At 64.6% G+C, this 22602-nt stretch carries 20 protein-coding genes and 1 pseudogene; 9 read left to right on the forward strand and 12 right to left on the reverse strand.

Features of this window, described 5'->3' with window-relative positions:
- Positions 1 to 80: 80 nt before the first annotated feature.
- From GEV06_14755 to GEV06_14765, 3 genes and pseudogenes are all read left to right on the forward strand, one after another.
- Positions 81 to 545 (forward strand): annotated as a pseudogene (locus GEV06_14755) (2Fe-2S iron-sulfur cluster binding domain-containing protein).
- A complete protein-coding gene (locus tag GEV06_14760) occupies positions 542 to 2317 on the forward strand; it encodes a molybdopterin-dependent oxidoreductase (protein MPZ19155.1) in 1776 nt (591 codons plus the stop codon). The pseudogene GEV06_14755 and the gene GEV06_14760 overlap by 4 nt, the downstream one beginning before the upstream one ends.
- Complete coding sequence (locus GEV06_14765) at positions 2100 to 2882, forward strand: molybdopterin-dependent oxidoreductase (protein ID MPZ19156.1); 783 nt, start codon at positions 2100 to 2102, stop codon at positions 2880 to 2882. Before GEV06_14760 ends, GEV06_14765 begins: the two co-directional genes overlap by 218 nt.
- A gap of 56 nt (positions 2883 to 2938) precedes the next feature.
- Here the strand turns inward: GEV06_14765 and GEV06_14770 are convergent, their stop codons facing one another.
- Together GEV06_14770 and GEV06_14775 are read right to left on the reverse strand one after the other, a co-directional pair.
- Entirely contained in the window at positions 2939 to 3901 is a 963-nt protein-coding gene (locus tag GEV06_14770; protein MPZ19157.1) for a VWA domain-containing protein, read from the reverse strand.
- Between the two features lie 131 nt (positions 3902 to 4032).
- On the reverse strand, positions 4033 to 4518 hold the full coding sequence (locus GEV06_14775; GenBank protein MPZ19158.1) for a VOC family protein: 486 nt from the start codon (positions 4516 to 4518) through the stop codon (positions 4033 to 4035).
- Positions 4519 to 4862: 344 nt separating this feature from the next.
- On the opposite strand from GEV06_14775, the gene GEV06_14780 reads away from it, so the two are divergent.
- The 4 genes from GEV06_14780 (at position 4863) to GEV06_14795 (ending at position 9345) form a co-directional block, all read left to right on the forward strand.
- Positions 4863 to 5684 carry a DUF222 domain-containing protein gene (locus GEV06_14780; protein MPZ19159.1) on the forward strand — a complete coding sequence of 274 codons (822 nt, stop codon included), beginning with the start codon at positions 4863 to 4865 and terminating at the stop codon, positions 5682 to 5684.
- A gap of 124 nt (positions 5685 to 5808) precedes the next feature.
- Entirely contained in the window at positions 5809 to 6042 is a 234-nt protein-coding gene (locus tag GEV06_14785; protein MPZ19160.1) for a hypothetical protein, read from the forward strand.
- A 181-nt stretch (positions 6043 to 6223) separates the two neighbouring features.
- The gene (locus GEV06_14790; GenBank protein ID MPZ19161.1) at positions 6224 to 6511 is read left to right on the forward strand and encodes a hypothetical protein; all 288 of its coding nucleotides are present in this window, start codon (positions 6224 to 6226) and stop codon (positions 6509 to 6511) included.
- A gap of 101 nt (positions 6512 to 6612) precedes the next feature.
- Positions 6613 to 9345, forward strand: a complete 2733-nt coding sequence (locus GEV06_14795; GenBank protein MPZ19162.1) for an FtsX-like permease family protein — start codon at positions 6613 to 6615, stop codon at positions 9343 to 9345.
- A gap of 15 nt (positions 9346 to 9360) precedes the next feature.
- On the opposite strand, the gene GEV06_14800 is transcribed toward GEV06_14795, so the two are convergent.
- From GEV06_14800 to GEV06_14810, 3 genes are all read right to left on the reverse strand, one after another.
- Positions 9361 to 9774 carry a GNAT family N-acetyltransferase gene (locus GEV06_14800; GenBank protein ID MPZ19163.1) on the reverse strand — a complete coding sequence of 138 codons (414 nt, stop codon included), beginning with the start codon at positions 9772 to 9774 and terminating at the stop codon, positions 9361 to 9363.
- Between the two features lie 25 nt (positions 9775 to 9799).
- Positions 9800 to 10780 (reverse strand): NADPH:quinone reductase, encoded by a 981-nt coding sequence (locus GEV06_14805; protein MPZ19164.1) that lies wholly within the window; start codon positions 10778 to 10780, stop codon positions 9800 to 9802.
- 147 nt (positions 10781 to 10927) lie between these two features.
- Positions 10928 to 12184, reverse strand: a complete 1257-nt coding sequence (locus GEV06_14810) for a hypothetical protein (protein MPZ19165.1) — start codon at positions 12182 to 12184, stop codon at positions 10928 to 10930.
- 2201 nt (positions 12185 to 14385) lie between these two features.
- Here GEV06_14810 and GEV06_14815 point away from each other — a divergent pair.
- Positions 14386 to 15795, forward strand: coding sequence for a DNA primase (locus GEV06_14815; protein ID MPZ19166.1), 1410 nt, complete (start codon positions 14386 to 14388; stop codon positions 15793 to 15795).
- On the opposite strand, the gene GEV06_14820 is transcribed toward GEV06_14815, so the two are convergent.
- From GEV06_14820 to GEV06_14850, 7 genes are all read right to left on the reverse strand, one after another.
- Positions 15740 to 16888: an ATP-dependent DNA ligase gene (locus tag GEV06_14820; protein ID MPZ19167.1), complete on the reverse strand. Its 1149-nt coding sequence runs from the start codon at positions 16886 to 16888 to the stop codon at positions 15740 to 15742. The two genes, GEV06_14815 and GEV06_14820, sit on opposite strands and share 56 nt — an antisense overlap.
- Positions 16889 to 16970: 82 nt before the next feature.
- Complete coding sequence (locus tag GEV06_14825) at positions 16971 to 17564, reverse strand: hypothetical protein (GenBank protein MPZ19168.1); 594 nt, start codon at positions 17562 to 17564, stop codon at positions 16971 to 16973.
- A 31-nt stretch (positions 17565 to 17595) separates the two neighbouring features.
- On the reverse strand, positions 17596 to 18237 hold the full coding sequence (locus GEV06_14830) for a DUF4276 family protein (protein ID MPZ19169.1): 642 nt from the start codon (positions 18235 to 18237) through the stop codon (positions 17596 to 17598).
- Positions 18234 to 19382, reverse strand: coding sequence for an AAA family ATPase (locus GEV06_14835; protein ID MPZ19170.1), 1149 nt, complete (start codon positions 19380 to 19382; stop codon positions 18234 to 18236). Before GEV06_14835 ends, GEV06_14830 begins: the two co-directional genes overlap by 4 nt.
- A 214-nt stretch (positions 19383 to 19596) precedes the next feature.
- Positions 19597 to 20523 (reverse strand): TIGR03435 family protein, encoded by a 927-nt coding sequence (locus tag GEV06_14840; GenBank protein MPZ19171.1) that lies wholly within the window; start codon positions 20521 to 20523, stop codon positions 19597 to 19599.
- 20 nt (positions 20524 to 20543) lie between these two features.
- A complete protein-coding gene (locus tag GEV06_14845) occupies positions 20544 to 21461 on the reverse strand; it encodes a slipin family protein (GenBank protein MPZ19172.1) in 918 nt (305 codons plus the stop codon).
- A 16-nt stretch (positions 21462 to 21477) separates the two neighbouring features.
- Positions 21478 to 21933 (reverse strand): GntR family transcriptional regulator, encoded by a 456-nt coding sequence (locus GEV06_14850; protein MPZ19173.1) that lies wholly within the window; start codon positions 21931 to 21933, stop codon positions 21478 to 21480.
- Between the two features lie 199 nt (positions 21934 to 22132).
- On the opposite strand from GEV06_14850, the gene GEV06_14855 reads away from it, so the two are divergent.
- Positions 22133 to 22602, forward strand: a 470-nt coding sequence (locus GEV06_14855; GenBank protein ID MPZ19174.1) for a family 10 glycosylhydrolase, incomplete at its 3' end; no start/stop codon positions are given.

Genomic DNA, 22602 nt, shown 5'->3' on the forward strand with positions numbered 1-22602 from the left:
CCGGGATAGGCAGCAGGACATACTTTGAAGCGACGCGGCGTTTGTGTCAGACTGCCTGTACCCTGCCGAGGAGTACGCCGATGAGCTCAGTTGCTCTGATGGTCAACGGCCGTCGCCAGACCGTCGAGGCCGATCCCGCGACGCCATAGTTATACGTTCTCACCGATGATCTCCAGCTTCGCGGACCGAAGTTCGGCTGCGGTCTGGGCCAGTGCGGAGCATGCACGGTCATCGCCGGTGGACGCGCCATTCGCTCATGCATGACACCCATCAGTAAGGTGAGCGCGGTGCCGATCACCACGCTGGAAGGGCTGGGAACCGTCGAGAAGCCGCACCCGATTCAGCAGGCGTTCATCGACGAGCAGGCGGCGCAGTGCGGTTTCTGCCTGAGCGGCGTGATTCTCACGGCCAAGGCGTTCCTCGATCAGCACCCGAAAGCCAGCGAGGCGGAGCTCCGGCAAGCGCTGTCGAATGTGCTGTGCCGCTGTTTCGCGCACACCCGGATGTTTCGGGCCATCAAGCGATATCAGGCGGAGGCGGTATGACGATGACGGCGGATGCGCTCGAGGCGCTGAAGCGTGCGGGGTTGTCGCGCCGCCGTTTCTTGAAGGGGGCGGGCGCGCTCGTGGTGAGCTTCACTGCCGCGCCGCTCGTCGAGCGAGTCGTTGTTGCTCAGGGACCGTCAGACACTCCCGGCCAGGAGATCGACCCCGAGCAGCTCGATTCCTGGATCGCTGTCGCGGCCGACGGCACCGTCACGGCGTACACGGGCAAGTGCGAGCTGGGCCAAGGCATCTACACGGTGCAGACGCAGCTCATCGCCGAGGAGCTCGACGTGCCGCTCAGTCGTGTGCGGCTGATCCAATGCGACACGTCGCTCTCGCCCGACCAGGGTGGCACCTCTGGAAGTCGATCCACGCCAACCAACTTCAACGACCGCAACCTCGCGCTCGCTGGAGCGACGGCTCGAGAAACGCTTCTACGACTGGCGGCGAAACAGCTTGCGGTGCCGGTGGACCAACTCGCGGTGGCCGACGGCCTCGTCAGCGCGAAAGCCGACTCTTCGAAGCGGGTGAGCTACGGAGAGCTCGTCGCGGGACGAAAGTTCGAGATTCCACTCAGCAACACCGCGAAGCGCAAGCCGCCAGGCGAGTGGAAGATCCTCGGCACGTCGGTGCCGCGTGTGGACATGCCGGCGATGGTGACCGGGCAGCTCGAGTACGTCCACAACGTGCGCGTGCCTGGCATGCTGCACGGCCGCGTGGTCAGGCCGCCGGCTGTCGGCGCCACGCTGGTCGAGGTCGACGAGAGCTCCGTCCGCGACCTGCCGGGGCTCGTCACGGTTGTCGTCAACAAGAGCTTCGTTGGTGTCGTTGCGGAGAGGGAATGGCAGGCGATTCAGGCAGCGAAAGCGTTGAAGGTCACGTGGACACCTGGGAGCGGCCTGCCGAGCCAGCGTGATTATCTCGAGCGTCTACGCAACGCAACGCCATCGCGAGACGGATTCGTCGTGAGCTCCAAGGATGTCGACGAGACGCTCGCACGGGCGACGACGGTCCTCGACGCAACGTATCTGCATCCGTTCCAGATGCACGGCTCCATCGGCGCGTCCTGCGCCGTCGCCGACGTGCAGGATCCCATGGTGACGATCTGGTCCACGACGCAGTCGGTGTATGCCCTGCGGAGCAGCACGGCGATGTTGTTGAGTCGACCGGTTGAGAACATTCGCGTGGTCTTCACACGCGGCGCCGGTTGTTACGGTCTCAACGGCGCGGACGCTGTGTCGTATGATGCGGCGCTCCTCTCGCAAGCGGCGGGTAAGCCGGTCCGTGTGCTGCTCTCACGGATGGACGAGATGGCGTGGGAGAACTTCGGGTCTGCCTATGTGATCGACCAGCGGGTCGGTGTCGATGCGGATGGTGCGATCGTCGCCTGGGATCACGAGTCGTGGTCTCCGCGCCTTGGCGGCCGGCCTGGCGGAGAGCGCCCCGGCAACGTTGTCACCGGCGCACTGGTTGGATTCGAGCCCAATGTGGTGACAGCACAGCGCGCGACCGATCCGGAGCGCTTCCGCAACGGCAGCAACGCGGTGCCCTCCTATGCAGCTGGCTGCGTCGGAGGCACGTGCGGAGGCACCGGTCGTGTCAAGAGCGAGCGGGTCCTCACGCATAGCGTCGGGTCACCGCTCTTCACCGGGCCACTGCGATCGCCGTCGCGTCTGCAGAATACGTTCGCGCACGAGAGCTTCATGGACGAAGTGGCGGCGCGCGGTCAAGGCGGACCCGGTGGCATATCGGCTGCGGCATCTCCAGGATGAACGCCTCAGCAACGTCGTGAACGCCGCGGCGAAGGCAGCGGGCTGGGATGCGCGTCCATCCCCGAGACCGGACGTTGGCCGAATGGGCGTCGCTCGTGGCCGGGGCATCGCATGTGTCCTGTACGAGGGCGACAACGGCTACTGCGCGATGGTGGCTGAAATCGAGGTCGATCAGACGACCGGAAGCGTGGCGGCGAAGCGTCTTGTCGTCGCGCTCGACTGCGGGCCGGTGTCGAACCCGGACGGGGTGCGGAACCAGATCGAAGGCGGCGCACTTCAGGGCTTGAGCCGTGCGCTCGGTGAAGAGGTCACGTGGGATGAGAAGAAGGTCACGTCGATCGACTGGCGGACGTACCACAGCCTGCCGCTCGGGTTCGACGTGCCAACCGTGGAGAGCATCCTCATCGACCGTCCCGACGCCGAGGCATGGAGCGCGGGCGAAACGTCGATCACCGTTGTCGCTGCTGCGGTTGGCAACGCGATCTTCGACGCCACCGGCGCGCGGATCCGGCAGGTGCCGTTCACACCCGAGCGCGTCAAGCAGGCACTGGAAGCCCGAACGTGAAAAACGGGGACAGCCCCCGTTTTACGCATTTCGTAAAACGGGGGCTGTCCCCGTTTCTAGCCCTTGCTCGGCGCCACGTAGCTCTTTCTCGCCCGCGGCTCCATCCCTCGCTTCGAGATGCGCACATCGATGTCGTGAACCTTGCCGTCGCGCTTCGGCGGCGCGAAGCCGAGCAGGTACTGGCTGTGTAGCTCGTCCGCGACGCGCGCGAACGCGGCGCCCAGGTCCTCACCCAGCCGGATCTCCGTATAGCCGCCGCCGGTCTCGAGCGCGGCGCGCGATAGACCCGGATCCGGCAGATCGGCCGTCAACATCCCCGCCAGACCACCACGCCCCAGCCCGGGCGTCATCGCCGGCCTGCCACCACGGCTGCGCAGTCCGATGGCGTAGATCATCACATCGTCTTCCCGCGAGCGATCGATGACCTCGACCTGCGTGACATACCGCTGCCCAAACGACGCCGGTCCCGTGTCCTTGCCGTCGCTCAAGACCAGGATGACACGACGCTCGTCGGCATCCTCATCGAAGGCGTCCATCGCCTGTTCCAGCGCCTGCCAGAGCGGCGTCGGGGCGTCCGGCTCGATAGAGGTCGGCAACGATGCGCGTAGAGCTGCGGCGTCCTGCGTGAACTTCGGGCTGATTGCTATCTCGCGCCCGAATGTGCCGATGGCCGCAACGTCCTGGGGCCGTAGGCGCACGATGAGCTCCTCGGAGGCTTCCCGCAGGAGGCGCAGATTGCCCGCCATGCTGCCTGAGACGTCCAACATGACGATCAGCCGGATCGGTTGCGGGCTGTTATCGAACAGGGAGATCGGCTGCGGGTCTCCCTCGTCGCGCACTTCGAAGTCCTCGCGCGCAAGGGTGGTGACGAGCCGGCCGTCCCGGTCGGTCACTGTGACGAAGACACGGACGACATCGCCCGTGGTGCGAAAGACTGGGGCCTGTTGTTGCTGCGCCGCGACGAGGCCGGCCATCGCGCACACGGCTATTGCGCCGCTGAGGAGACGGGTCACGCACATCGCTCTCGGTCTGGCAGGCTTGGCATGTCACTTCCAGTCATACCACGAATGCTGAGCAATATTCTGGACCATCTGATGCGCGAGGAAAACGGGGACAGCCCGGGCTGTCCCCGTTTCTTTACTATCTTCGCCTAGGACGGCTGGGACGGCTGGGCGAACTGCTTCATGAACTCCGCCTGCCGCTGCTGTAACTCTTCCGGCGTCAGGTCCTCTTTGTGTGTCGCGAACGTCCACGTATAGCCGTGAGGGTCTTTCACGGATCCGCAGCGATCACCCCAGAAGTGGTCGGTCACCGGGTATAGCACCTCGGCGCCAGCGCCCACGGCCCGGTTGAACAGGGCGTCGCAATCCTCGACGTAGACCCAGAGGCTCGCGGGTGACCCACCAATGGTCTTTGGCCCTTTACCGCCCATCATGGGGTCCTGCACCATGACGCGCGAGTTGCCGATCTCGATCTCGGCGTGCATGATCTCGCCGGAAGCGCCTGTGGCACGCGAGACTTCGGCGGCGCCGAGGCCTTCCTTGTACCAATCGATAGCCTGCGCGGCGTTCTCCAAGGTGAGTGAAGGTGTGACGGTGTGATAGCCGTCTGGAACAGCTTTCTTGGCTACGGCCATGATGTCCTCCCCCTGCGCGTGAACAGAGGATTGATGCTGGTGTTCTGTAGGTGTTTCATCCGCCGTCGGAGCACCGGCATGCGCGCCTGCTCAGGCGGCGAACGCTGCTCGGAAGCGCTCTGCCGCGATCACCTAGCGAGTCTAGCGCATCACTGTTACAAATCAAGCTCCGGGAAACTGGCAAAAGGAACCGGGTACCGGTTCCTTTTGCCAGTCCCAGCCCTTCTGGGTACATCGGGACGTCATTCATATCTCAAGGCGGCCATTGGCTCGAGACGAGATGACCGCGCGACGATGGCACGGCGGAGGTCAGCCCGGCCCAACGCCGCGCGGACGCGCTTGGCCTGCTGGCCGAGAGTGCGCTCGCGAGCGATCTGGATCGCGGGACGGCGGGCGATCGGTACCAGGTGGTGCTCCACGTCGACGAGGTCACGCTGAAAGCGGCCGACGGGGAGGCGGTTGCGTCCGACGCGGGCCAGGCAGTGCTGGAGGATGTGGACGGGGCGCACGTTTCAGCGGAAACGTCGCGACGGATTGCCTGCGATGCGGCGACGGTGGTGATGCGGCATACGCCAGACGGCACCGTGCTCGATGTCGGACGGAAGCAGCGGACGATCCCGCCAGCGATTCGCCGGGCGCTCGCGGCTCGGCATCGTCACTGCCAGTTTCCCGGCTGCACGGCGCGGCACTGTGACGCACACCATGTGCAGCACTGGGCTGACGGAGGGGCTACGCGGCTGACCAATCTCTGCTTGCTCTGCAAACGACATCATCGAGCGGTGCACGAGGAAGGCTTCACGCTCACGCGGGCTCCGGATGGGACGGTCGCCGTGTGCAGACCCGATGGCCGGCCGCTGCCGGCCGCACCGCCCGCACCCAGATGGAACACCCAGGGCGGCGAGGTTGAAGACCCACTCGCGCCCAGCACCGCGCGGTTAACGGCCGCGGGCATCGGCATTGGCGCCCACACGGCCACCCCCGACTGGTTCGGCGAACGGCTCGACTTGGACTACGCGCTCGACGTGCTCCGAGATCGCCCCGTGGCCGTCCCACGGGCCGTTTCCGCGAAGGGGCGGTCGCGATGTCGCTCGCGGAAGACGACGTCCACACGGAGACCGGCAACAGTGGGATTTCTTGGTGTGTCCGGAATGAATTATCGGATCTGACAAAGCAGTGCTAACGCGCAACGCTCACGAACCCAGACGTCTCGCAGAGCGGATTCTTGGCCTCGGACGACCTGACCTGCTACAACGACACCTGATGCGGAGCTCCAGGTCGGGAGCTATGACAATGCTTGGAACCGTAACACGTTGGGAGAACGGCGATGTCGAGCCAGGTGCCGGTCTCAGCGCGGTGGTCCGCGCGGTGGAGCGCGTGCGCGATCCGGAGGACATTGTGGGATGGCTCGAAACGCCGGACGCTCGATTCCACAACGAGCCACCTGTGGATCTTCTTGGCTCGGCGCACGTAACAGCGGAACTGCTCGAGTCGATTGAGCATTGGGGAAAGGGCGACCTCTCCTAGGGCCAGACGGGGCGACATGAGTGACCCCAATCTGAAGCTACTATCCACTCTCCTGCCGAACGCGGTAACGAGGGCTAGAGGGATACCCGTCACTGGCACGTCGAGGTTTCCCTCCGGTTACCATTTCGACGTCGCCCTCCCCAAGCAGATCTAGAATCAGGACCAGAACGGAGCGGGCACAATGGTCGAACGCCTATGGCAGGACGTCCGGTATGCTGCGCGGTCGCTGCGCCGTGCGCCGGCGTTCACAGCAGCCGCCGTCGTGACTGAGATCGCCCTTCGCGCGGCCATCGGAGCATCGCGGGCGCAACTCGTGCGTCACACCATGGTCGAAGAGGTATCCGGCACCGATACCGCGACGCTCACGCTCGTGCCAGGTCTGCTAGTTGGCGTGGCGTTCCTCGCCTGTTACGTACCCGCGCGACGAGCCGCGCGCACAGATCCCATGCTCTCTCTCCGCGCGCAGTGAACGGCGGGGGATCCACTCCGCCATCTTCCTGCTCGGATCTTGCGCTTCGACGCCAGATGGGACATAGTAGTGTCGGTAACTGAGGGGACAGGAGTCCGCAGATGCCGTACCCGCTCACGAGGCTAGGTCTTCGCCTGCGCTCGTTGTTCCTCAAGGCGCGCGTCGAGCAGGAGCTCGATGAGGAGCTGCGATACCACCTGGAGCGCGAGGTCGAGGAGCGCCTTGCCGCGGGGCTGACGCCGGAAAAGGCACGTCTCTCCGCCCGGCGCAGCCTGGGTCCGATCGCGAAGAGCATGGAGGAGTGTCGCGACATGCGTCGGGTGAGCTTCATCGAGCATCGGGTTCACGACCTCCGATTCGCCGTTCGTCAGCTCTCGAAGCATCGCGGGTTCGCATATACGGCCATCCTCGTACTGGCGCTCGGCATTGCGGCAAACGTGGCCATTTTTGGCTTCGTCGATGCTGCCCTGATCAAGCCGCTGCCGTATCAGGAACCGTCCCGACTGGTCACCGCCTTCAGCACGCGCCCGGAAACCGCGCAAGGCCAGGCTCGAGGCTCTGTCTCCTACCTGAACTTCCTCGATTGGCGAGAACGCAACCACGCGTTCAGCGCGATTGCTGCCTACGACGTCCGTGCGGGCTTTACCTTGGCCACGCCCGCCGGACCCCAGCGCGTGCCCGGCCTCAGAGTAACCGCCGGATTCTTTCGCACGCTGGGCGTGACGCCTGTCCTCGGACGCGAATTCCACCGAGACGAGGAGGGGCCCGCCGCGCCCGCGACGGTGGTGCTCTCCTACAGCACGTGGCAGACGCGTTTCGGCGGGAGGCGGGACGTGCTTGGGCAGACCGTGACGCTGCAGTCGGACTGGCTCTCTGACGGCGAGCAGCACGTCGTGATCGGCGTGCTGCCGCGAGACTTTCATTTCCCGATGGCCTCGCATGCGGACTTCTGGGCGACGATCCGAGGGCGCCAAGCGTGCTGGGACGTGCCGAGCTGCCAAAGCTTGGAGACCGTTGCGCGGCTAGCCGATGGCGTCTCGCCGCAAACGGCGTCAGCAAGCCTCACGGCCATCGTCGAGCAGCTACGACGTCAGTATCCCGACCAGCATGCGGATCCTGAGATTGCAAAGCTCGTGCCTCTACGCGAGGTGATGATTGGCGACGTTCGACCCATCCTGCTGACGTTCCTGGCCGGCGCAGGGTTGGTGCTCCTAATCTCTTGTATCAACATCGTGAGCTTGCTGCTGGTCCGCTCCGATAGCCGCACGCGCGAGATCGCAGTCCGCAACGCGCTTGGTGCCTCGTCTGCGCGGTTGGTTCTGCAATTCGCGGCGGAAGCGCTGGTACTCGTCGTTGCTGGTAGCGCGTGCGGGCTGCTCCTGGCTGCGTGGGGTATGCGATTCTTGAGAAGCCTCCTCAGCACCGACATGATCAGCAACATGCCGTACCTCCAGGAGGTCGGCTTGAACCTTCGTGTAGTCGCGTTTGCCTGCGCGGTCTCCCTAGTCGCCGCTGTCGTGTTCGCCGTCACGCCCGTCGTGCGCATCTCGATGTCCGAGAGACTCGTGGGACTGAAGGAAGGCGGTCGTGGCGCTGCAGGGACGACGTGGCGGCGCCTGGGATCGCATCTTGTCGTCGCCGAGCTCGCGGTCGCCCTGATCTTGCTCGTGACTGCTGGACTCCTAGGCAAGAGCCTCGATCGGCTGCTTCACGTCGATACGGGGTTCAATACACGGCACCTCGCCTCGCTTGGGGTCAGTGTCGCGTCCGTCCGCTCTGGGTCAAGTACGGCGAAGTCAACGAGCGCAAAGGCGGAGCAGCCCGGCCTGCTAGCGCGACAGGTTGCGGATCGCGTGTCGGCCCTGCCGGGCGTCGCGGCGGTCGGCTACGCCGATATGTTGCCGCTGAGTGTTCTGGCACCATCGTCCACCTTCTGGATCCCAGGTCGCCCCGAGCAGGATCAGCTCAAGGAGTCCTGGCCAGTGCGGCGTGTCAGCGCGGGCTATTTCACGGCGCTGCAGGCCAGACTACTGCGGGGCCGCCACTTCACCTACGCGGAAGTCGCCGACGCCCCAACAGACAACGATGCTGGCTCGACGCGTCTTCCAATCATCATCAACGAGACCGCGGTGCGACGGTATTTTCGAGGCGAGGATCCCATCGGAAGGTCGATTGCCATTGGCGGTCGTACGTCGGCGCCAAGAGAGATTATCGGAATCGTGGCGGACATCAAGGAGGGGCCGCCGCAGACGCCAGCGCACCCAGCCGGGTACGTTCCGTTCAACTACGTGGATTTTGGCCTCGTCGTTCGCACGTCACAGACCGGGCGGAGCGTATTCCCGTCGCTTCTTGCCGCGATACACGAGGTGCGGCCCGATCTTCTCGTGGGCAGACCAACGACGATGGTGGAAGGAATAAGGACGTCGCCGGCGGCATCCCTGCACCGCTCTTCGGCGTGGCTGATTGGCGGCTTTGCGGGAGTAGCGTTTCTGCTGAGCGTCGTCGGGCTCTACGGCGTCGTGGCGTACTCGGTTGGCCTGAGAACCCGCGAGATCGGTGTCCGCATGGCGCTCGGTGCGCAGCGTCGGTCAGTGTATCAGCTCGTGTTAGGAGACGCTGCTAGGCTGGTGGCCGTCGGGACTGGCGTGGGACTGATCTGTGCAGTGGGCACGGCCACGCTGATGCGTAACCTGTTCTTTGGCGTTCAGTCCTGGGACCTGCCGACGTTGACCACCGCCGCCGCAGTGCTGATCCTCTCGGCCCTGCTCGCCAGTTACATCCCTGCTCGCCGCGCTGCGTCAGTGAGCCCAGTCGAAGTCCTGCGCGCCGAGTAGGGCGCTCTCCCCTACTCACTCGTCTGTTTGCTGACGGGGAATGACCCAGCAGGAGTCGTGCTGCTGCATGCCGATGTGCGGGTAATAAGTGCGTACCTTCGGTGCGGCGAGGAGGATGAGTTGCGTGTGCAGGCCGCTGGCCTCATGCGTCCGCCGAATCAGCTCACGACCGATGCCGTGTCCCTGGTGTGTCTGATCCACCGCGAGATCCGACAGATACGTGCAATAGCTGAAATCACTGATGGCGCGTGATACACCGACCAAGTGACCGCTCACCCGCGCAGTGACGATGATGTCGGCGTGCTTCAGCATTGCGCGGATCACATCAGGTCGATCGACGGGCCGCCGCTCGGCAAGCGTCGAACGCACGAGGACAGCTATGAACTCGTCCGGATCGAGGTTCGGCTCGCGCTGATAGTCGACCGTCACCAAGCGCTCTCGAGTTTGCGGGCGGTCATACAGACGGTAACAAGATGGTCGACCCGGTCGTCTTGCGCGCTTCCAGGTCGCGGTGCGCCTGCGCCGCCTCGGCCAACGGATAGGTCTGGTTGATCGCGACCTTGACAGCGCCCGACAGTACGACCTCGAAGAGTGCCTGGGCACTGGCTGTCAGGTCTTCACGCTTGGCCGTGTACGTCATGATCGTCGGCCGGGTCACGTAGAGCGAGCCTTTCGCTCCCAGAATACCCAAATTGACCGGCGGTACAGCTCCGGACGAATTGCCGTAGCTGACCATCAGGCCGAATGGCCGCAGACAGTCAAGGGAACCGTCCCAGGTGTCCTTGCCCACAGAGTCGTAGACAACTGGAACCCCGTCGCCGCCCGTGATCTCCTTCACGCGCTGGGTGAAGCTCTCCTCCCGATAGTTGATGACATGATCGCAGCCGTGCTCCTTGGCCAGCTTCGCCTTCTCGGCCGAGCCCACGGTGCCGATCACCGTCGCGCCAAGATGCTTCAACCACTGGCAGGCAATCAACCCCACACCTCCGGCAGCCGCATGGAACAGGACGGGTTCCCCTGCCGTGACCTTGTAGGTCCGGCGGATCAGGTATTCCGCTGTCATGCCCTGCAGCATCATCGCAGCAGCCGTGCGGTCGTCGATGCCATCCGGCAGCTTGACGACCCTGCCCGCCGGCATCAGCCGCATCTCGGAGTACGCGCCCAGAGGCTGTGTGGCATACGCCACACGGTCGCCCTCCTTTACATCCGTGACATCGCCGCCCACGGCTTCGACAACCCCGGCGGCCTCCATGCCAAGCGTCGCCGGCAGCGCCAGCGGATACAGGCCAGCCCGATGATAGACGTCGATGAAATTGAGCCCGACCGCGGTATGGCGAACGCGAATTTCCCCGGGGCCAGGTGCGCCCACGGCCACATCTTCGTAACGGAGCACGTCGGGCCCGCCGTGCTCGTGAATGCGTATCGCCTTGCTCATGATGTGAGCGCCTCCTGATACCCGCTCAAAGGGCTGAATCGCCAACAGGTTGCCCATTGTAACGTGCGGGACGGCGCACAACGCGGCACGTGAAAACGGGGACAGCCCCCGTTTTCCGACATGCGGAAAACGGGGGCTGTCCCCGTTTTACGTCCTTGGAAAGCCAGGGGCGTTCTTGATCTCCACGATCTGCTGGTTGTGCCTGAGATTGTGCAGCGGAATGTAGAGGAGCCACTGATACGCGTTCAAGATTCCGAAGAAGGGATTGGGGAACGTGTGCGTGTGCAGCGGCGCATCGATGTCGCGCGCAAACGCGAGGGTTCGCGCGCGAGCCTGTTCGTAGCCCGTCAGCACTTCGGCGAGTGGCGGGACCTCCTGCGGCAAGAGAAACTCTGGCGAGCGAGCTCTGTGAGATCGATCCGCCAGCGCGCTTTCCACGACCTCCGCCCGACCTGCAGTGCGGGCCGCCCACTCGGGATCGGGCGGGCTCGCGAGCATCTGCTGAATCGCATCCAAGAGCACGGTCTCCGTCTGCAACAGATGCGCGGCCACTTCACCGAGAGACCAACAGTCCGGCGCCGCATGGCAGTTCCACTGTGGCGGTGTGACACCCTCGACGAGCTCGAAGAATTGCTGTTGTGATCGTTCGAGCAGCGAGACGACCTTCTCGCGCTCCGACGGAGTCATGTCCAAGGCTCCTCCTACTAGCTGCTCCTCACCGTGACGAGCCAGCTGTGTCAAGCGAGACGCCGCGTCGCCCGTGCGCTGAGCGCGTAGCCGCCGACCAAGAGCAGTGTACCGAGCACCCAAGGCAGACGACCAGCATCGAGGTTCACACCGGCGTACGTCTGCAGTGCAAACAACATCGTCTCGGTGGCTGGCGCAACGTTGAGCGGTCGATCCAGGAAGCGCAAGACGTCCACCCAGTTGGGCAGCAACACCGCGAGCGTGAGAAGCCCTGCGCCAGCCGCCGCCAACGATCCGCCAACGCGGCCACGCCACGCATCCGCTGTACGTGCGGCTAGCATGGCATACCCCGTCCATAGCAGCATCGCGAGCACGATTGTCAGGACGCTCACCCTGAAGACAGGCACCATCCAGAACCAGTACCAGAACGCCAGCGGGCCGCGGTATGCGATGAGCCCCAGCAAGACGATCACGCCTGGAATCAGCGGTCCCACTGCGGCGACCAGCAAGCGGCCGCGTCCCTCGCGGCCCGCGATGCCTATCGCCGTGGTCTCGAATGTGAGCCCGACAACGCCGATCAAGAGGAGCGACCGAGCGCCAATCGACACCGAAGCAAAGCCAGTCAGCGCCCCGACGAGGAACCCAACGAGCACGAGACCGAGTGTGGCCACGGCAACCGACGAGCGCAGATCCCGCGGCTCGCGTGCCAGACGCCATGGCGTCGCCGCCGCCGTCCACGCCACTCGTCCGACGCGCGCGAGCCAGCCGCCACCGCTCGTCACGCGGCGCGTCCGCCCGAGCGGGCTGCCGATGCCAAGCAGGATGACCATGGCAATCAGCAGTCCAGCGGCAGCGCGCTGCACCCAGACGGCGCGCCCTCCGAAGGTCACCGCTTGGGCCGAGGATGTGAGGTCGAAGGCCGGGAAGTCTCGATCGTCACCGAAGCGTGCGATGTGCGTTGCGGCCGCGATCTCGAACCGTTCGCGGCCAGCAACCCAGTCGGTCCAGGCGGCGCTGTCGCCCGTTTCGATCCAGTGATAGTAACTGAGAAACGCCTGCCGCCACGCCGCCAGGACATCGAACAGCGTTTCTTGATACTCGAGCGAGCGAAGCGCCTCCTCGCAGACCGCGGTGCACGAATCCGCGCCATGGACCGTGAGCGCTTCCTGCAGCTGCTGCCGCGCCCGCCGCACCTCGAGTGCGGCGGCGTTACCCTCCCCGATGGCGGCTTCGATACGTCCGCGGGTGCCGCGATACACGATGCTCAGGAGGCTGTGCCAGCCGCCGACCATGTCCCATTCGAAAATCCACATCAGCGGCGGCAGCTCGAGCCCTGGAACGTGCACTTCGCGCTCGGCAAAGGGACGAATGTAAAAGCCTTCGAGCACCGCCTTTCGCGTCCGAATCAACAGGCGCGTGACGGCGCTGACAACCGTTGGATCGTCGCCAAACGTCGCCGCCGCCCATTGCCGCAGGGGCTGGCCCACGTCGGTCTCCGGGGCGACCGCCAAGCGCGAGGCCACGAAAACATTGGCGTCGGTCCACTGCCAGAATCCGTGCAGCGGGTAGAGCGATCGTGGCCCGGCGCGCAGCGGTCCACCGAACTGCGGCCACAGATACGTGCCGACGATTCGCGGATTCGCCGCCATGAGGGTCCGCAGCGCCCGCGCGTACTCCTCGCCGAGGAAATTTGGAAACGCACCAAAGCCTTCGAACTCCGGTCTCGCCTGCAGCTCGACGAGACGCCGATGGCGCCCGCCAGCGAGCGTCGGATTGAGCGGAAGGTAGCTGAAGAAATCACCGGCCGTGTACTTGGTCGACACGATCAAGGCCGGCGAATCGATCTCCCCGAGCACCGTCTCGTAGACCTTTGGATCGACATGCAGGCGGCCCAGCTCGCCGACGCCGACCGACCAGGTGCGAAGCACGAGCGTCTTGCCGCGCGCCTCGAAGACCGGCAGCAGCCCCCGCAGCATCGCTTGCAGACTGGCGGCGTCTCGCACGGCCGGCTCGCTTCGATACGGCCAATCCTCGGTGTGATAGAGGCTGCCGCCCTCGCCGATGCGTATCACGAGGCCTGCAATGGAAGGCAACTGGTCGAAGAGCTCTTCGAGCCCCGCCCGATACACCTCCCATACTGCGGGATCCGATGTATCGATCCCCACTGCGCTCGTATCGGGCGCGAGATCGCGCAGATGACGAAGCAGGGGTGGTGTCAAGGTCAACATGTCGGTACCGAGGAACGGCTGCATACCCTGCTGATTCGTCCACTCGAGGAGTGGGGCGAAATGATGGCGCACCGCCGCGTGCCGCGCTCGGAACCGGCTGTCCTCGTCGTAAATGGCGTGGCCGCCATTCGCCTCGTACACGTGATCGAAGTCAGTCAGCTCCAGCAGGAGGGGAATGACGATGGCGTTGTTGCCGTACGCGCGCATGCGCTCGACGTAGGCGCGCCATTGGCGATCGACACGCCGGTAGGCCGCCCGGTCCACGTATGGTGATTCTTCGAGAATGACCTCGCGGAAGACGCGAAGGTCGTGCGAGTAGTCCTCGCCCCAGTCGCCTGTCAGTGGGATGCCAACGCCGCCGCTGTCGACGAGCCGCAGCGAGAGGGCTTGCCGATGATCCGGCTCGGTTCTGGCGTTAGCGGCGGCCGCCTGCGACGGGAGTGGGTCCGGTGGCCGCGGCCGAACCTCGATCTTGTAGACGGACTCGAAGGCCAGCGCGGCCGAGAGCGCCAGGACGATCTGGATGAGGCCGAACGCAAGCGGTTTCCAGCGGGACATGGCTATGTAACGGGGGGCGATGTAACGATCCCGTGACGGCGGCTGAAGACGAAACATCTATCGTAACCGGAAAAAGGGACAGGCCCCTTTTTCCGGTTCCTTTTTCCGATATCCTCAGAGGCGATCGATCCCATGCCGAGCAGCACCGAACGGGAGCTTCTGGTCGTCGCCGGCCGCGAGGTGACTATCTCCAACCCGCGTAAGGTGCTGTTCCCCGAAGCGGGCTATACGAAGCTGGACCTCGTCCACTACTACCTCGCCGTCGCCGACGGCGCGCTGAGAGCCGTGGGCGGCCGGCCCAACGTGCTCGTCCGCTATCCGAACGGTATCGATGGAGAGTTCTTCTATCAGAAGCGAGCGCCGCCGTCGCGGCCTGATTGGGTCGACGTCGTCGCGCTGAAGTTTCCCTCTGGGCGCGACGCCGAAGAGGTCGTGCCGCACGACGCCGCCTCGCTCGTCTGGATGGCGAACCTCGCCTGCCTCGAGCTGCACCCGCATCCCGTCCGCGCGGACGATCTGGATCATCCAGACGAGCTGCGCGTCGATCTCGATCCCGTGCCCGGCGTCCCGTGGACGCAGATCCGCGAGGTTGCGCGGATCGTCCAGGCCACGCTGGAGGACTTCGACCTCACCGGCTGGCCCAAGACATCCGGCTCGCGCGGAATGCACGTTTATGTACGTATCGAGCGGCAGTGGAGGTTCGACGAGGTACGCCGCGCCGCGCTCGCGCTGGCGCGCGAGGTCGAGCGCCGCGCACCGAGCCTCGCAACCAGCAAGTGGTGGAAAGAAGAGCGGCACGGCGTCTTCATCGACTACAACCAGAACGCGAAGGACCGCACCATCGCCGGCGCGTACTCCGTGCGGCCGACCGCTGACGCGCGCGCCTCCGCGCCGCTCGTCTGGGACGAGGTCGACGCCTGCGAGCCGCAGGACTTCACGCTTCGTACGATGCCCGCGCGCTTCGCCGAGCTGGGCGATCGCCACAGAGAGATGGAACGCCGCCCGTGCTCGCTGCTGCGCCTGCTGGATCTCGCCGCGCGTCACGAGAAGGAGGGGCTCGGCGACGCGCCCTGGCCGCCGCACTATCGCAAGCAGCGCGGCGAGCCGCCGCGCGTGCAGCCATCCCGGCGACGCCGCACCGAGGCGCATCCGTTGATTGAGATCGGCCGCGCACAGCGCAAGGAGGAGGCGCTTGCCGGCCTCGATCGCTGGCGCGCCCGGCATCCCGAGGCAGCCGCCCACCTCGCGCCTGCGGACGTGCTCGTCGACGCCATGCGGGGCCGCTATCGCACGTGGACACGGATCCGCGTGAACCTGCAGCACGTCCCGGTGGAGCTGCGCCCGCCACAGGAAGCGCTCGATCCAGACTCCGGCGAGACCGGCTGGCCCGAGTGGACCGACGAACAACGCGCCGAGTGGAAGAAGTGGCGGCAAGCGCGCAAGCAGACGGCGCCTGCCGGCGCGGACACCGCCGGTACCGATCCGATCACGACGAAGGGCGCGCCGCGCCGAAGACCTTCTCGAGCTCGTAAGGAGTCGTGATCTCCAGCTGATCGTAGCGGCAGTCCTTCGGCGATTTGTCGGGCCGCCATCGCAGGAACACCGCCGCATGCCGGAAGCGGCTGCCCTGTAGGTGGTCGTACTTCACCTCGCAGACGCGCTCCACGCGCAGCGGCTCCCACGACAGATCCTTTCCCGCACTCCAGCGGCTCTGACCACCCGGCATCCGCGAGGTCATGCTGCTCTGAGCGTCCGCCCACTCCCGCCACGGATGCCCCTCCAGCGCGCGCTCCCTGAGCGGCGCCAGCTCCGCCGCCAGCGTCTTCCTCATCGTCATCGTGAACGACGACGTGACGCCGACGTGCTGCAGGCGGCCGTGGTCGTCGTACAGCCCGAGCAGCAGCGAGCCGACGCGTTCGTCTTTGCCGGCTTTGTGCCAGCGAAAGCCGGCGACGACGCAGTCGGCCGTGCGAGCGTGCTTGATCTTGAGCATTGCCCGTTTGCCTGGCTCGTACGTCCCTTGCTCAGGCTTGGCGATCACGCCATCGAGGCCCGCTCCCTCGAAGCGCGACAGCCATTCCGACGCCGTTGCCGGATCCCGCGTCATGGGCGTCAGATAGATTGGCGGCCTCGTGTCGGCAAATGCCCGTTCGAGCAGGAGACGCCGCTCACCTTGTGGCACGGTGCGCAGGTCGCGGCCCTCGATTGCGATCAGGTCGAACGCCACGAAGGCTGCTGGCGTTTCTTTTGCCAGCTTGGCAACACGTGACTCGGCGGGATGGAGCCGAAGTTGGAGCGCATCGAAGTCCAGCCCGGCGGGCGTGACGATCACGATCTCGCCATCGACCACACAGGCATCCGGCAGACCCGCAAGCAGGGCGTCGTGAAGCTCTGGAAAGTACCGGTCGAGCGGCCGGAGGTCTCGGCTCTGGATGAAGAGGTCGGAGCCGCTGCGAAAGACGATTGCCCGAAACCCGTCCCACTTGGGCTCGTACAGAAATGGTTCCCCGGTGGGAAGAGCGTCCGCCAGCTTTGCCAGCATCGGTTCGATTGGCGGCGCGATCGGGAAGACTGACGGCGGCCGGTGGTCTGGGTTTGAATCTTCTACGTCGGATCGAGTCTTGCGCGTTCTCATAAGCTGTACCGTCGAGTATCACATGGGCAAGGCAGGGCTTCCACCGTGAGTCTCGACATGGAATTGTGCTCGATCGCTCGATTCACGTCTCTTGCTTGCGAAGGATCTGCCAGCCAAGGTACAGCGAAGGAAGCAACAGAAGCGCGTCCGACAGGTGCGCCACCCATTCGATTCTGGCGATCCGGCTCACGGGAAACGCGATGCCGCTGAGGCAGAGCAGCACGGCAGCCCACGCTGGCGCGGCCCGTTTCCAGAGCAGGCAGAGGCCGAGCAGCGTGAGGCTCAGCGGGAACAGCGGACCTGGCCAGAAGAGGGTCAGGTTGAACGCAAGCGGGTACTCGCTGTACGCGGCGCGCTCCATCTCGTTACCAATGGCAAACGCTGCCGAGTAAATGCCCTGGAATCCAAAGAGACTGCCGCTCACGCAGCCGTACCAGGCCGGCAGCAGCGCCCACGTCGCGTAGCGCGGCATTCGGCTCCGCAGGAGACCGAAGAGGGCAATGAATGCCGGGATCCAGAAGACCATGGCCACCGCCAACACGGCGCCGCCATAGATGCCGTATTCGCCATCGGACCAGAGGAAGGTCGAGGAGGCGAAGAGCAACGGCGCGATGATCAGGCAGGCCCCGGTGAAACGTGCGGGCGGATAGAGATCGACCGTCGATGGCTCACGCATGACAGGGTACACGGATAAACGGCCAGACAGTTTACTCGGAGTCCGCCGGCCCCTCAAACGACGTTGCGGTCGTCTCGATAAGGCCCCGTAAACAGGCGAGCGCCCCTTGCAGGCTCGCTGCATGCTGCGCCGCGACCTCCGGGCGCCAATCGCTCTCAACGTACTCGACGAGCCTCGACGTGTATGCGGGTCCCACTGTCCGCCCACTCCCCTGGCGCGGCACCATGTCGGCGCGAATGTCCCGGCGTCGTGAGTCACGCGCCAGGTTTACCATGGCTTCCTTTGGATTCTCCAGCTGTTCGGGTGCGGTCGGTATGCACTTAATCGCCACACGCAAGAACCCGGCCAGTGTTTCCGGATCCGCCATCAACCAGGCTTCGACTTCACGCACGGCAATTCGGAAGCATAAGTACCGCGCCGTCTGAGGCAGCCAGGCTTCGCGCAGGGGCGGTGCACACTCCGCATCACGGTCCAGGTCAACCAGCACAATCCATGGCGATCGTCGCGCGGCGTTGTTGTAACCATTGATCCGTTGCTTCAAGAGATTCTTGCCATCCTTGCCGTACACAGGACCGGTCCTGGCGCCGGCATGGGCAACAAGCTTTCGCACGACTGCCTCGTCTACAATGCCCTCCACGGCTGCCGAAACCATTACTGGTCGTTGGATACTCATGCGTCCGCGAACAAGGCTAGTTGCTCAGGGTGCTCAGGCCGGGTCCGCGGGATCACGGCATCGGCAAGCGACAGCCCACCCTCCAGTAAGTCTCGGATCTCTTGGTGCGAATCAGCTGGCGTGACGTCCGTGCCCTCCGTACCCGGAGCGAGGAGCAACACTTCGTCGAGCCCAATTCCCTCATCACGCAGTAAATCTGGCGAGTGCGTGCTCAGGAAGATCTGTCTCCCAGTCCGGCGCTGGACCCGCGCCAGCATCTGGGGCAGGACGCGCACGAGCTCGGGATGAAGCGAAAGCTCCGGCTCTTCGAGGAGCATGGGTCCTTCTCCCATCGACGCCCAGAGGAGCCCCATCAGTCGGAGCGTCCCGTCTGAGAATTGCTCCTCAGTCTGCCAGGCACCCTGCGGACGCCAATGCTGATATTTCCCCCGCAAATGCGGCGTGCCGCGTGTATCACGCCACAGCGCGACCTCTTGAAGCTGTGGAACCGCGACGCGAAGCGCCTCTTGGATGCGTCGTAACCGCGCGTTCCGGGTCCTCTCCTGCGTTTTGGCTACCTGCTCCAAGAAGTCGCCGCCGAACGGATCATTTGGGCGACCGACGGAGCGATCCGGTTCTCGAACCAACTGCGGAACGATATGCAAATATTGGATAGAGTTAAAGAACGTTGCTAGGTCGCGGAACTCACGATTGACGTTCACTTGCTCGAGGTAGGTCTGTGACAAGCGTGCGGGATCCGCATGATCGTCTTCGTTCGGTCGAGCAAGGAGCTCTGTACCATCTCGCTGGACGCGCTCTCGGCGCAGTAGTGGGCGACGTTGGTTGTCCTGATTGAAGGCCAGCTCGTATTCCCAACGACGTGTCCCCTCGGTTTCTTCAAGGCCGACGTGAATCTCGACATCTGGGTACCGTCTGGCAGCGAGACAACGAATCGCGCTGACACCATTTCGTCGACTGATCGCTTCGTAAAAGCCTCCACCCGAGGACGCAAGATCTCTCAGAAAGCGAAAGGCATCGAGCAAGTTCGACTTCCCCGAGGCATTCGGTCCCACCAGAAACACCCGGTTCTGGATGGCCACATCAACGCTAGAAAAATTCTTCCAGTTCTGCAGACGCAAGCTGCGGAACGTCAGCCCTTGGGGCATGCCAGCTCCTCAAATCATTCGCTGCTCTAGGACGTCTTCGACTCCACGTTCAGGACTTCGGCGACGACCCTCACCTCTCTAATGGCACAAACATTGTGCCGAACGCGGTCCGGGCACGAGTCCATGCAAATAGGACATGGGAAGTGATGAAATAATTCCCTCACGTTCTTTCTTAGACGAGACGCAGGCGCGATGCGGTGGTTGGAAGGGCTTCTCATTCCACCCTCCAAGACTTCACCGCAGAATCGACGACAATGATCATAGCCGACCCCATCATCGGTACGAGTCTGAGGCCAAGCTGTTGTGGCAGTGCGGCAAAGATTGACTGAGTCGTCTTGGACGGCCGCGAGCTCGGTCCCTGAACGGCCGATGCTCGGATCTCGACGGCTTCCAACTCTAGATCGAAGTGGCCGTCGAGCCCCGTCTGATCAACCACCATTCGGTCCACCAACTCGGATAAGAGACTCGCCACGACGGGCATGGTCACGCCGCCCGCCCCAAGACGGCACGGGTAGCGTGTCTGCACATAGCAGTGGTGACCCTTGCCGAGCCACTGGCCTTCAATCTCTGCCTTCATTGATGCGACGCAATCGGTGTCAGACTTTCTCAGCCCCGGGCCGAGCTTGCCATCGCTCGTCGCCATCCTGAGCGCGTAGATCGGGACCTCCTTGGTCTCCTTGTGCACTCGGAGCTTGAACCGGTCTGCCAGAAGCATTCTCAACATCCGCCAGGTCTGGCGAGGGAAGCCATCAGGGTCGAGGACGTGCTCGCTCGGCGCCTTGGCCACGACATCGAACCGGTCGGCGTCGATCCAGACCGGACCGCCCGCGATCTCCACACGGTCGAAGCCGTGTCGCTGATACGCCGTCTCGATCAGCGTTCGCAGCGTGACGTTGGTTGCCGTGAAGCGGCCGCCAGCTTGAAGGCGAGTAGCTCCCTTCCCTGTGTCGCCGGATTTGCTCGGCTCAACGGAGGCCACGGCGAATTCTGGCGCGCGACCCGCGGTGGGTCCAAGCGCCTGGGCTACCGGCCGCTGGCTCCAGAGACAGACGACGACCGACATCGTGACCGCAACGACCACGACTCTGGTGACGAGGACCCCGTGCGGGACACGTGGCGCACGTACAGTGCGTTTGGTCATGCTGCCTCGATTCGCCTGACCTAACCGCCTCCGCCAGTGATCTTCTCCTGTCTGAGCGCGCTCGCCCCGAGCACGCCACCCAGTCCCATGGAATCGACGACAGCACTCGGAACCACCATCAGCGCGCCCTTCTCCTTCAACCCTTCGTACAAGATGTTCATCGCGCGCAGTTGCAGCGCCGTCGGGTCGTCCTGGTACAGCTTTGCCGCCTCGCGAAAGGAGCGCGCGATCTCCATCTCCGCTTGGCCGAGGATGATGCGGGCCTGCTTCTCACGTGCGGCCTGCGCTTCCCGCGACATCGCATCCTGCAATGCGCCGGGGATGACGACATCGCGCATCTCGACCGACGAGACGGTGACGCCCCACGGATTCGAGCGCTGGTCGATCAGCTCTTGCAGCTCGGCCTCGATGCGCTCGCGACCGCGAAGCAGCTCGCTGAGCGTCGTGCGGCCGATGATGTCTCGGAGCGCCGTCTGCGCCGCCCAGCTCACGGCCTGCGCATAGTCCTGCACCTCGAGCGCCGCCTTCTCCGCATCGTGCACCATCCAGAAGAGCACGGCATCGACGTTCACCGGCACCGTGTCGGACGTGAGCGTCTGCTCTGCCGCAAAGCTGGTCGTGATCGTGCGCTGGTCAATCCATGTGGACACACGGTCGATGAAGGGTGCGATCCAGAACAAGCCGGGCCCACGTAACCCGACGAAGCGTCCGAACCGCAAGACGACGGCCCGCTCCCACTGCTGTGCAATGCGAGGTGACGGCATGAGGAGGATGCCGATGACGATCATCGCGATGAGCGGCAGCACACCGGCTGTCGCAATCCATCCGGCTGCGCCCACCGCGATGGCGCAGAACAGGATTGCCACGCCTACGACGTTGATGCGTGACGCGGGAACGCGAGCGTCTTCCGACCGACGACCGAGAGCAATGGAGACCATGTCGTCCTCCTTCTTTTCAGCCTCTGACCCGCTCGCGGCGTCCTGCCGCGGCCGGCCCACGACCGGACTCGATGCCTGCTGAGCTTGTGGACGAATGACGACTCGACGGATGATGCGCGCGCAGGGCTGAAACCACATCACCAATGGTGAACCCCGCCGCCTCCGCGTCGGCAAGCACCCGGGTAACGAACGCGCGCAGCCGACGGTCGCGCTCGCGCGGCGAGTGCGCCTGCGAGGACGTAGCGCGGATGAACGACCCGACGCCGCGCCGGGTCTCGATGACGCCGGCGCGCTCGAGCTCTAGGTACACCCGCGCAACCGTGTTCGCGTTGACGCGCAGATCCACCGCGAGCTGCCGAACGGTCGGTAGTTGATCACCGGGGCGCAGGCGGCCCGCGGCGATTGCCGCCCGCAGCCCGCGCTCGAGCTGCGCGTAGATCGGCGTTGGGTCGCGGCCGTCGATGGCGATGATACTCACGTGACCTATTATACTAGTGCATTGGTACAACTGCCGTCAAGTCGCTCGGAGGGAGGGAGAGATGCCGCTACGCCACATAGCCCCGACTTCGTCGCGGCGAGAATCTATGAGCTGGAGGTCTACCGCAAGTAGCGCGGTTCCTTTATAGTGGCAGCCACCAATTGGCCATTCATCGAGACGGAGGGCTACGCCAATGCGCGCTTTGCTCCTTTCTCTGTCAGTCGCAGGGCTCGTCCTTGCGGTTCCCGCAGCAGCACCGCTGCCTTCCACCGAGCCAGAAGTGCGTGCGATCTGGGTCGATTCCTTCAACCCGGGGCTTCGCGGCCCCGAGGAAGTGGATGCGCTGATCGCGCGCGTCAGGCAGGCGAACATCAACACGATCGTGGCGCAGGTGCGCCGCAACGCTCAGAGTCTCTATGCGCGCTCTCTCGAGGGCTGGGCGGAGAACTACGTGCCGCCACCGGGGTTCGACCCGCTGCAGGACCTCATCGAGAAGGCACACGCGCGGGGAATCGAAGTGCACGCGTGGGTGAACATCGGGCCGATATACAGTGGGCATCCCAACGTGGCGACGGACTCGTGGCCCTGCATGGTGCCGTGCGACCCGAGCCACGTCTTCAACCAGCATGGATGGGGACAGCCTGACGATGAGTACTGGCTGGT

Source organism: Luteitalea sp. (assembly GCA_009377605.1).
In the GTDB taxonomy this organism is placed as follows: Bacteria; Acidobacteriota; Vicinamibacteria; order Vicinamibacterales; family Vicinamibacteraceae; genus WHTT01.

Excerpts from the sequence above, each read along its gene's own strand:
- GEV06_14810 (MPZ19165.1), bottom strand. The coding sequence starts at position 12,184 with ATGGCGTCTGGCACGCGAGCCGCGGGATCTGCGCTCGTCGGTTGCCGT.
- GEV06_14775 (MPZ19158.1), bottom strand. The coding sequence starts at position 4,518 with ATGGCCGTAGCCAAGAAAGCTGTTCCAGACGGCTATCACACCGTCACA.
- GEV06_14790 (MPZ19161.1), top strand. The coding sequence starts at position 6,224 with ATGGTCGAACGCCTATGGCAGGACGTCCGGTATGCTGCGCGGTCGCTG.
- GEV06_14815 (MPZ19166.1), top strand. The coding sequence starts at position 14,386 with ATGCCGAGCAGCACCGAACGGGAGCTTCTGGTCGTCGCCGGCCGCGAG.
- GEV06_14805 (MPZ19164.1), bottom strand. The coding sequence starts at position 10,780 with ATGAGCAAGGCGATACGCATTCACGAGCACGGCGGGCCCGACGTGCTC.
- GEV06_14825 (MPZ19168.1), bottom strand. The coding sequence starts at position 17,564 with ATGCGTGAGCCATCGACGGTCGATCTCTATCCGCCCGCACGTTTCACC.
- GEV06_14770 (MPZ19157.1), bottom strand. The coding sequence starts at position 3,901 with ATGTGCGTGACCCGTCTCCTCAGCGGCGCAATAGCCGTGTGCGCGATG.
- GEV06_14760 (MPZ19155.1), top strand. The coding sequence starts at position 542 with ATGACGATGACGGCGGATGCGCTCGAGGCGCTGAAGCGTGCGGGGTTG.
- GEV06_14835 (MPZ19170.1), bottom strand. The coding sequence starts at position 19,382 with ATGCCCCAAGGGCTGACGTTCCGCAGCTTGCGTCTGCAGAACTGGAAG.
- GEV06_14785 (MPZ19160.1), top strand. The coding sequence starts at position 5,809 with ATGCTTGGAACCGTAACACGTTGGGAGAACGGCGATGTCGAGCCAGGT.
- GEV06_14795 (MPZ19162.1), top strand. The coding sequence starts at position 6,613 with ATGCCGTACCCGCTCACGAGGCTAGGTCTTCGCCTGCGCTCGTTGTTC.
- GEV06_14840 (MPZ19171.1), bottom strand. The coding sequence starts at position 20,523 with ATGACCAAACGCACTGTACGTGCGCCACGTGTCCCGCACGGGGTCCTC.
- GEV06_14820 (MPZ19167.1), bottom strand. The coding sequence starts at position 16,888 with ATGAGAACGCGCAAGACTCGATCCGACGTAGAAGATTCAAACCCAGAC.
- GEV06_14830 (MPZ19169.1), bottom strand. The coding sequence starts at position 18,237 with ATGAGTATCCAACGACCAGTAATGGTTTCGGCAGCCGTGGAGGGCATT.
- GEV06_14845 (MPZ19172.1), bottom strand. The coding sequence starts at position 21,461 with ATGGTCTCCATTGCTCTCGGTCGTCGGTCGGAAGACGCTCGCGTTCCC.
- GEV06_14765 (MPZ19156.1), top strand. The coding sequence starts at position 2,100 with ATGCAGCTGGCTGCGTCGGAGGCACGTGCGGAGGCACCGGTCGTGTCA.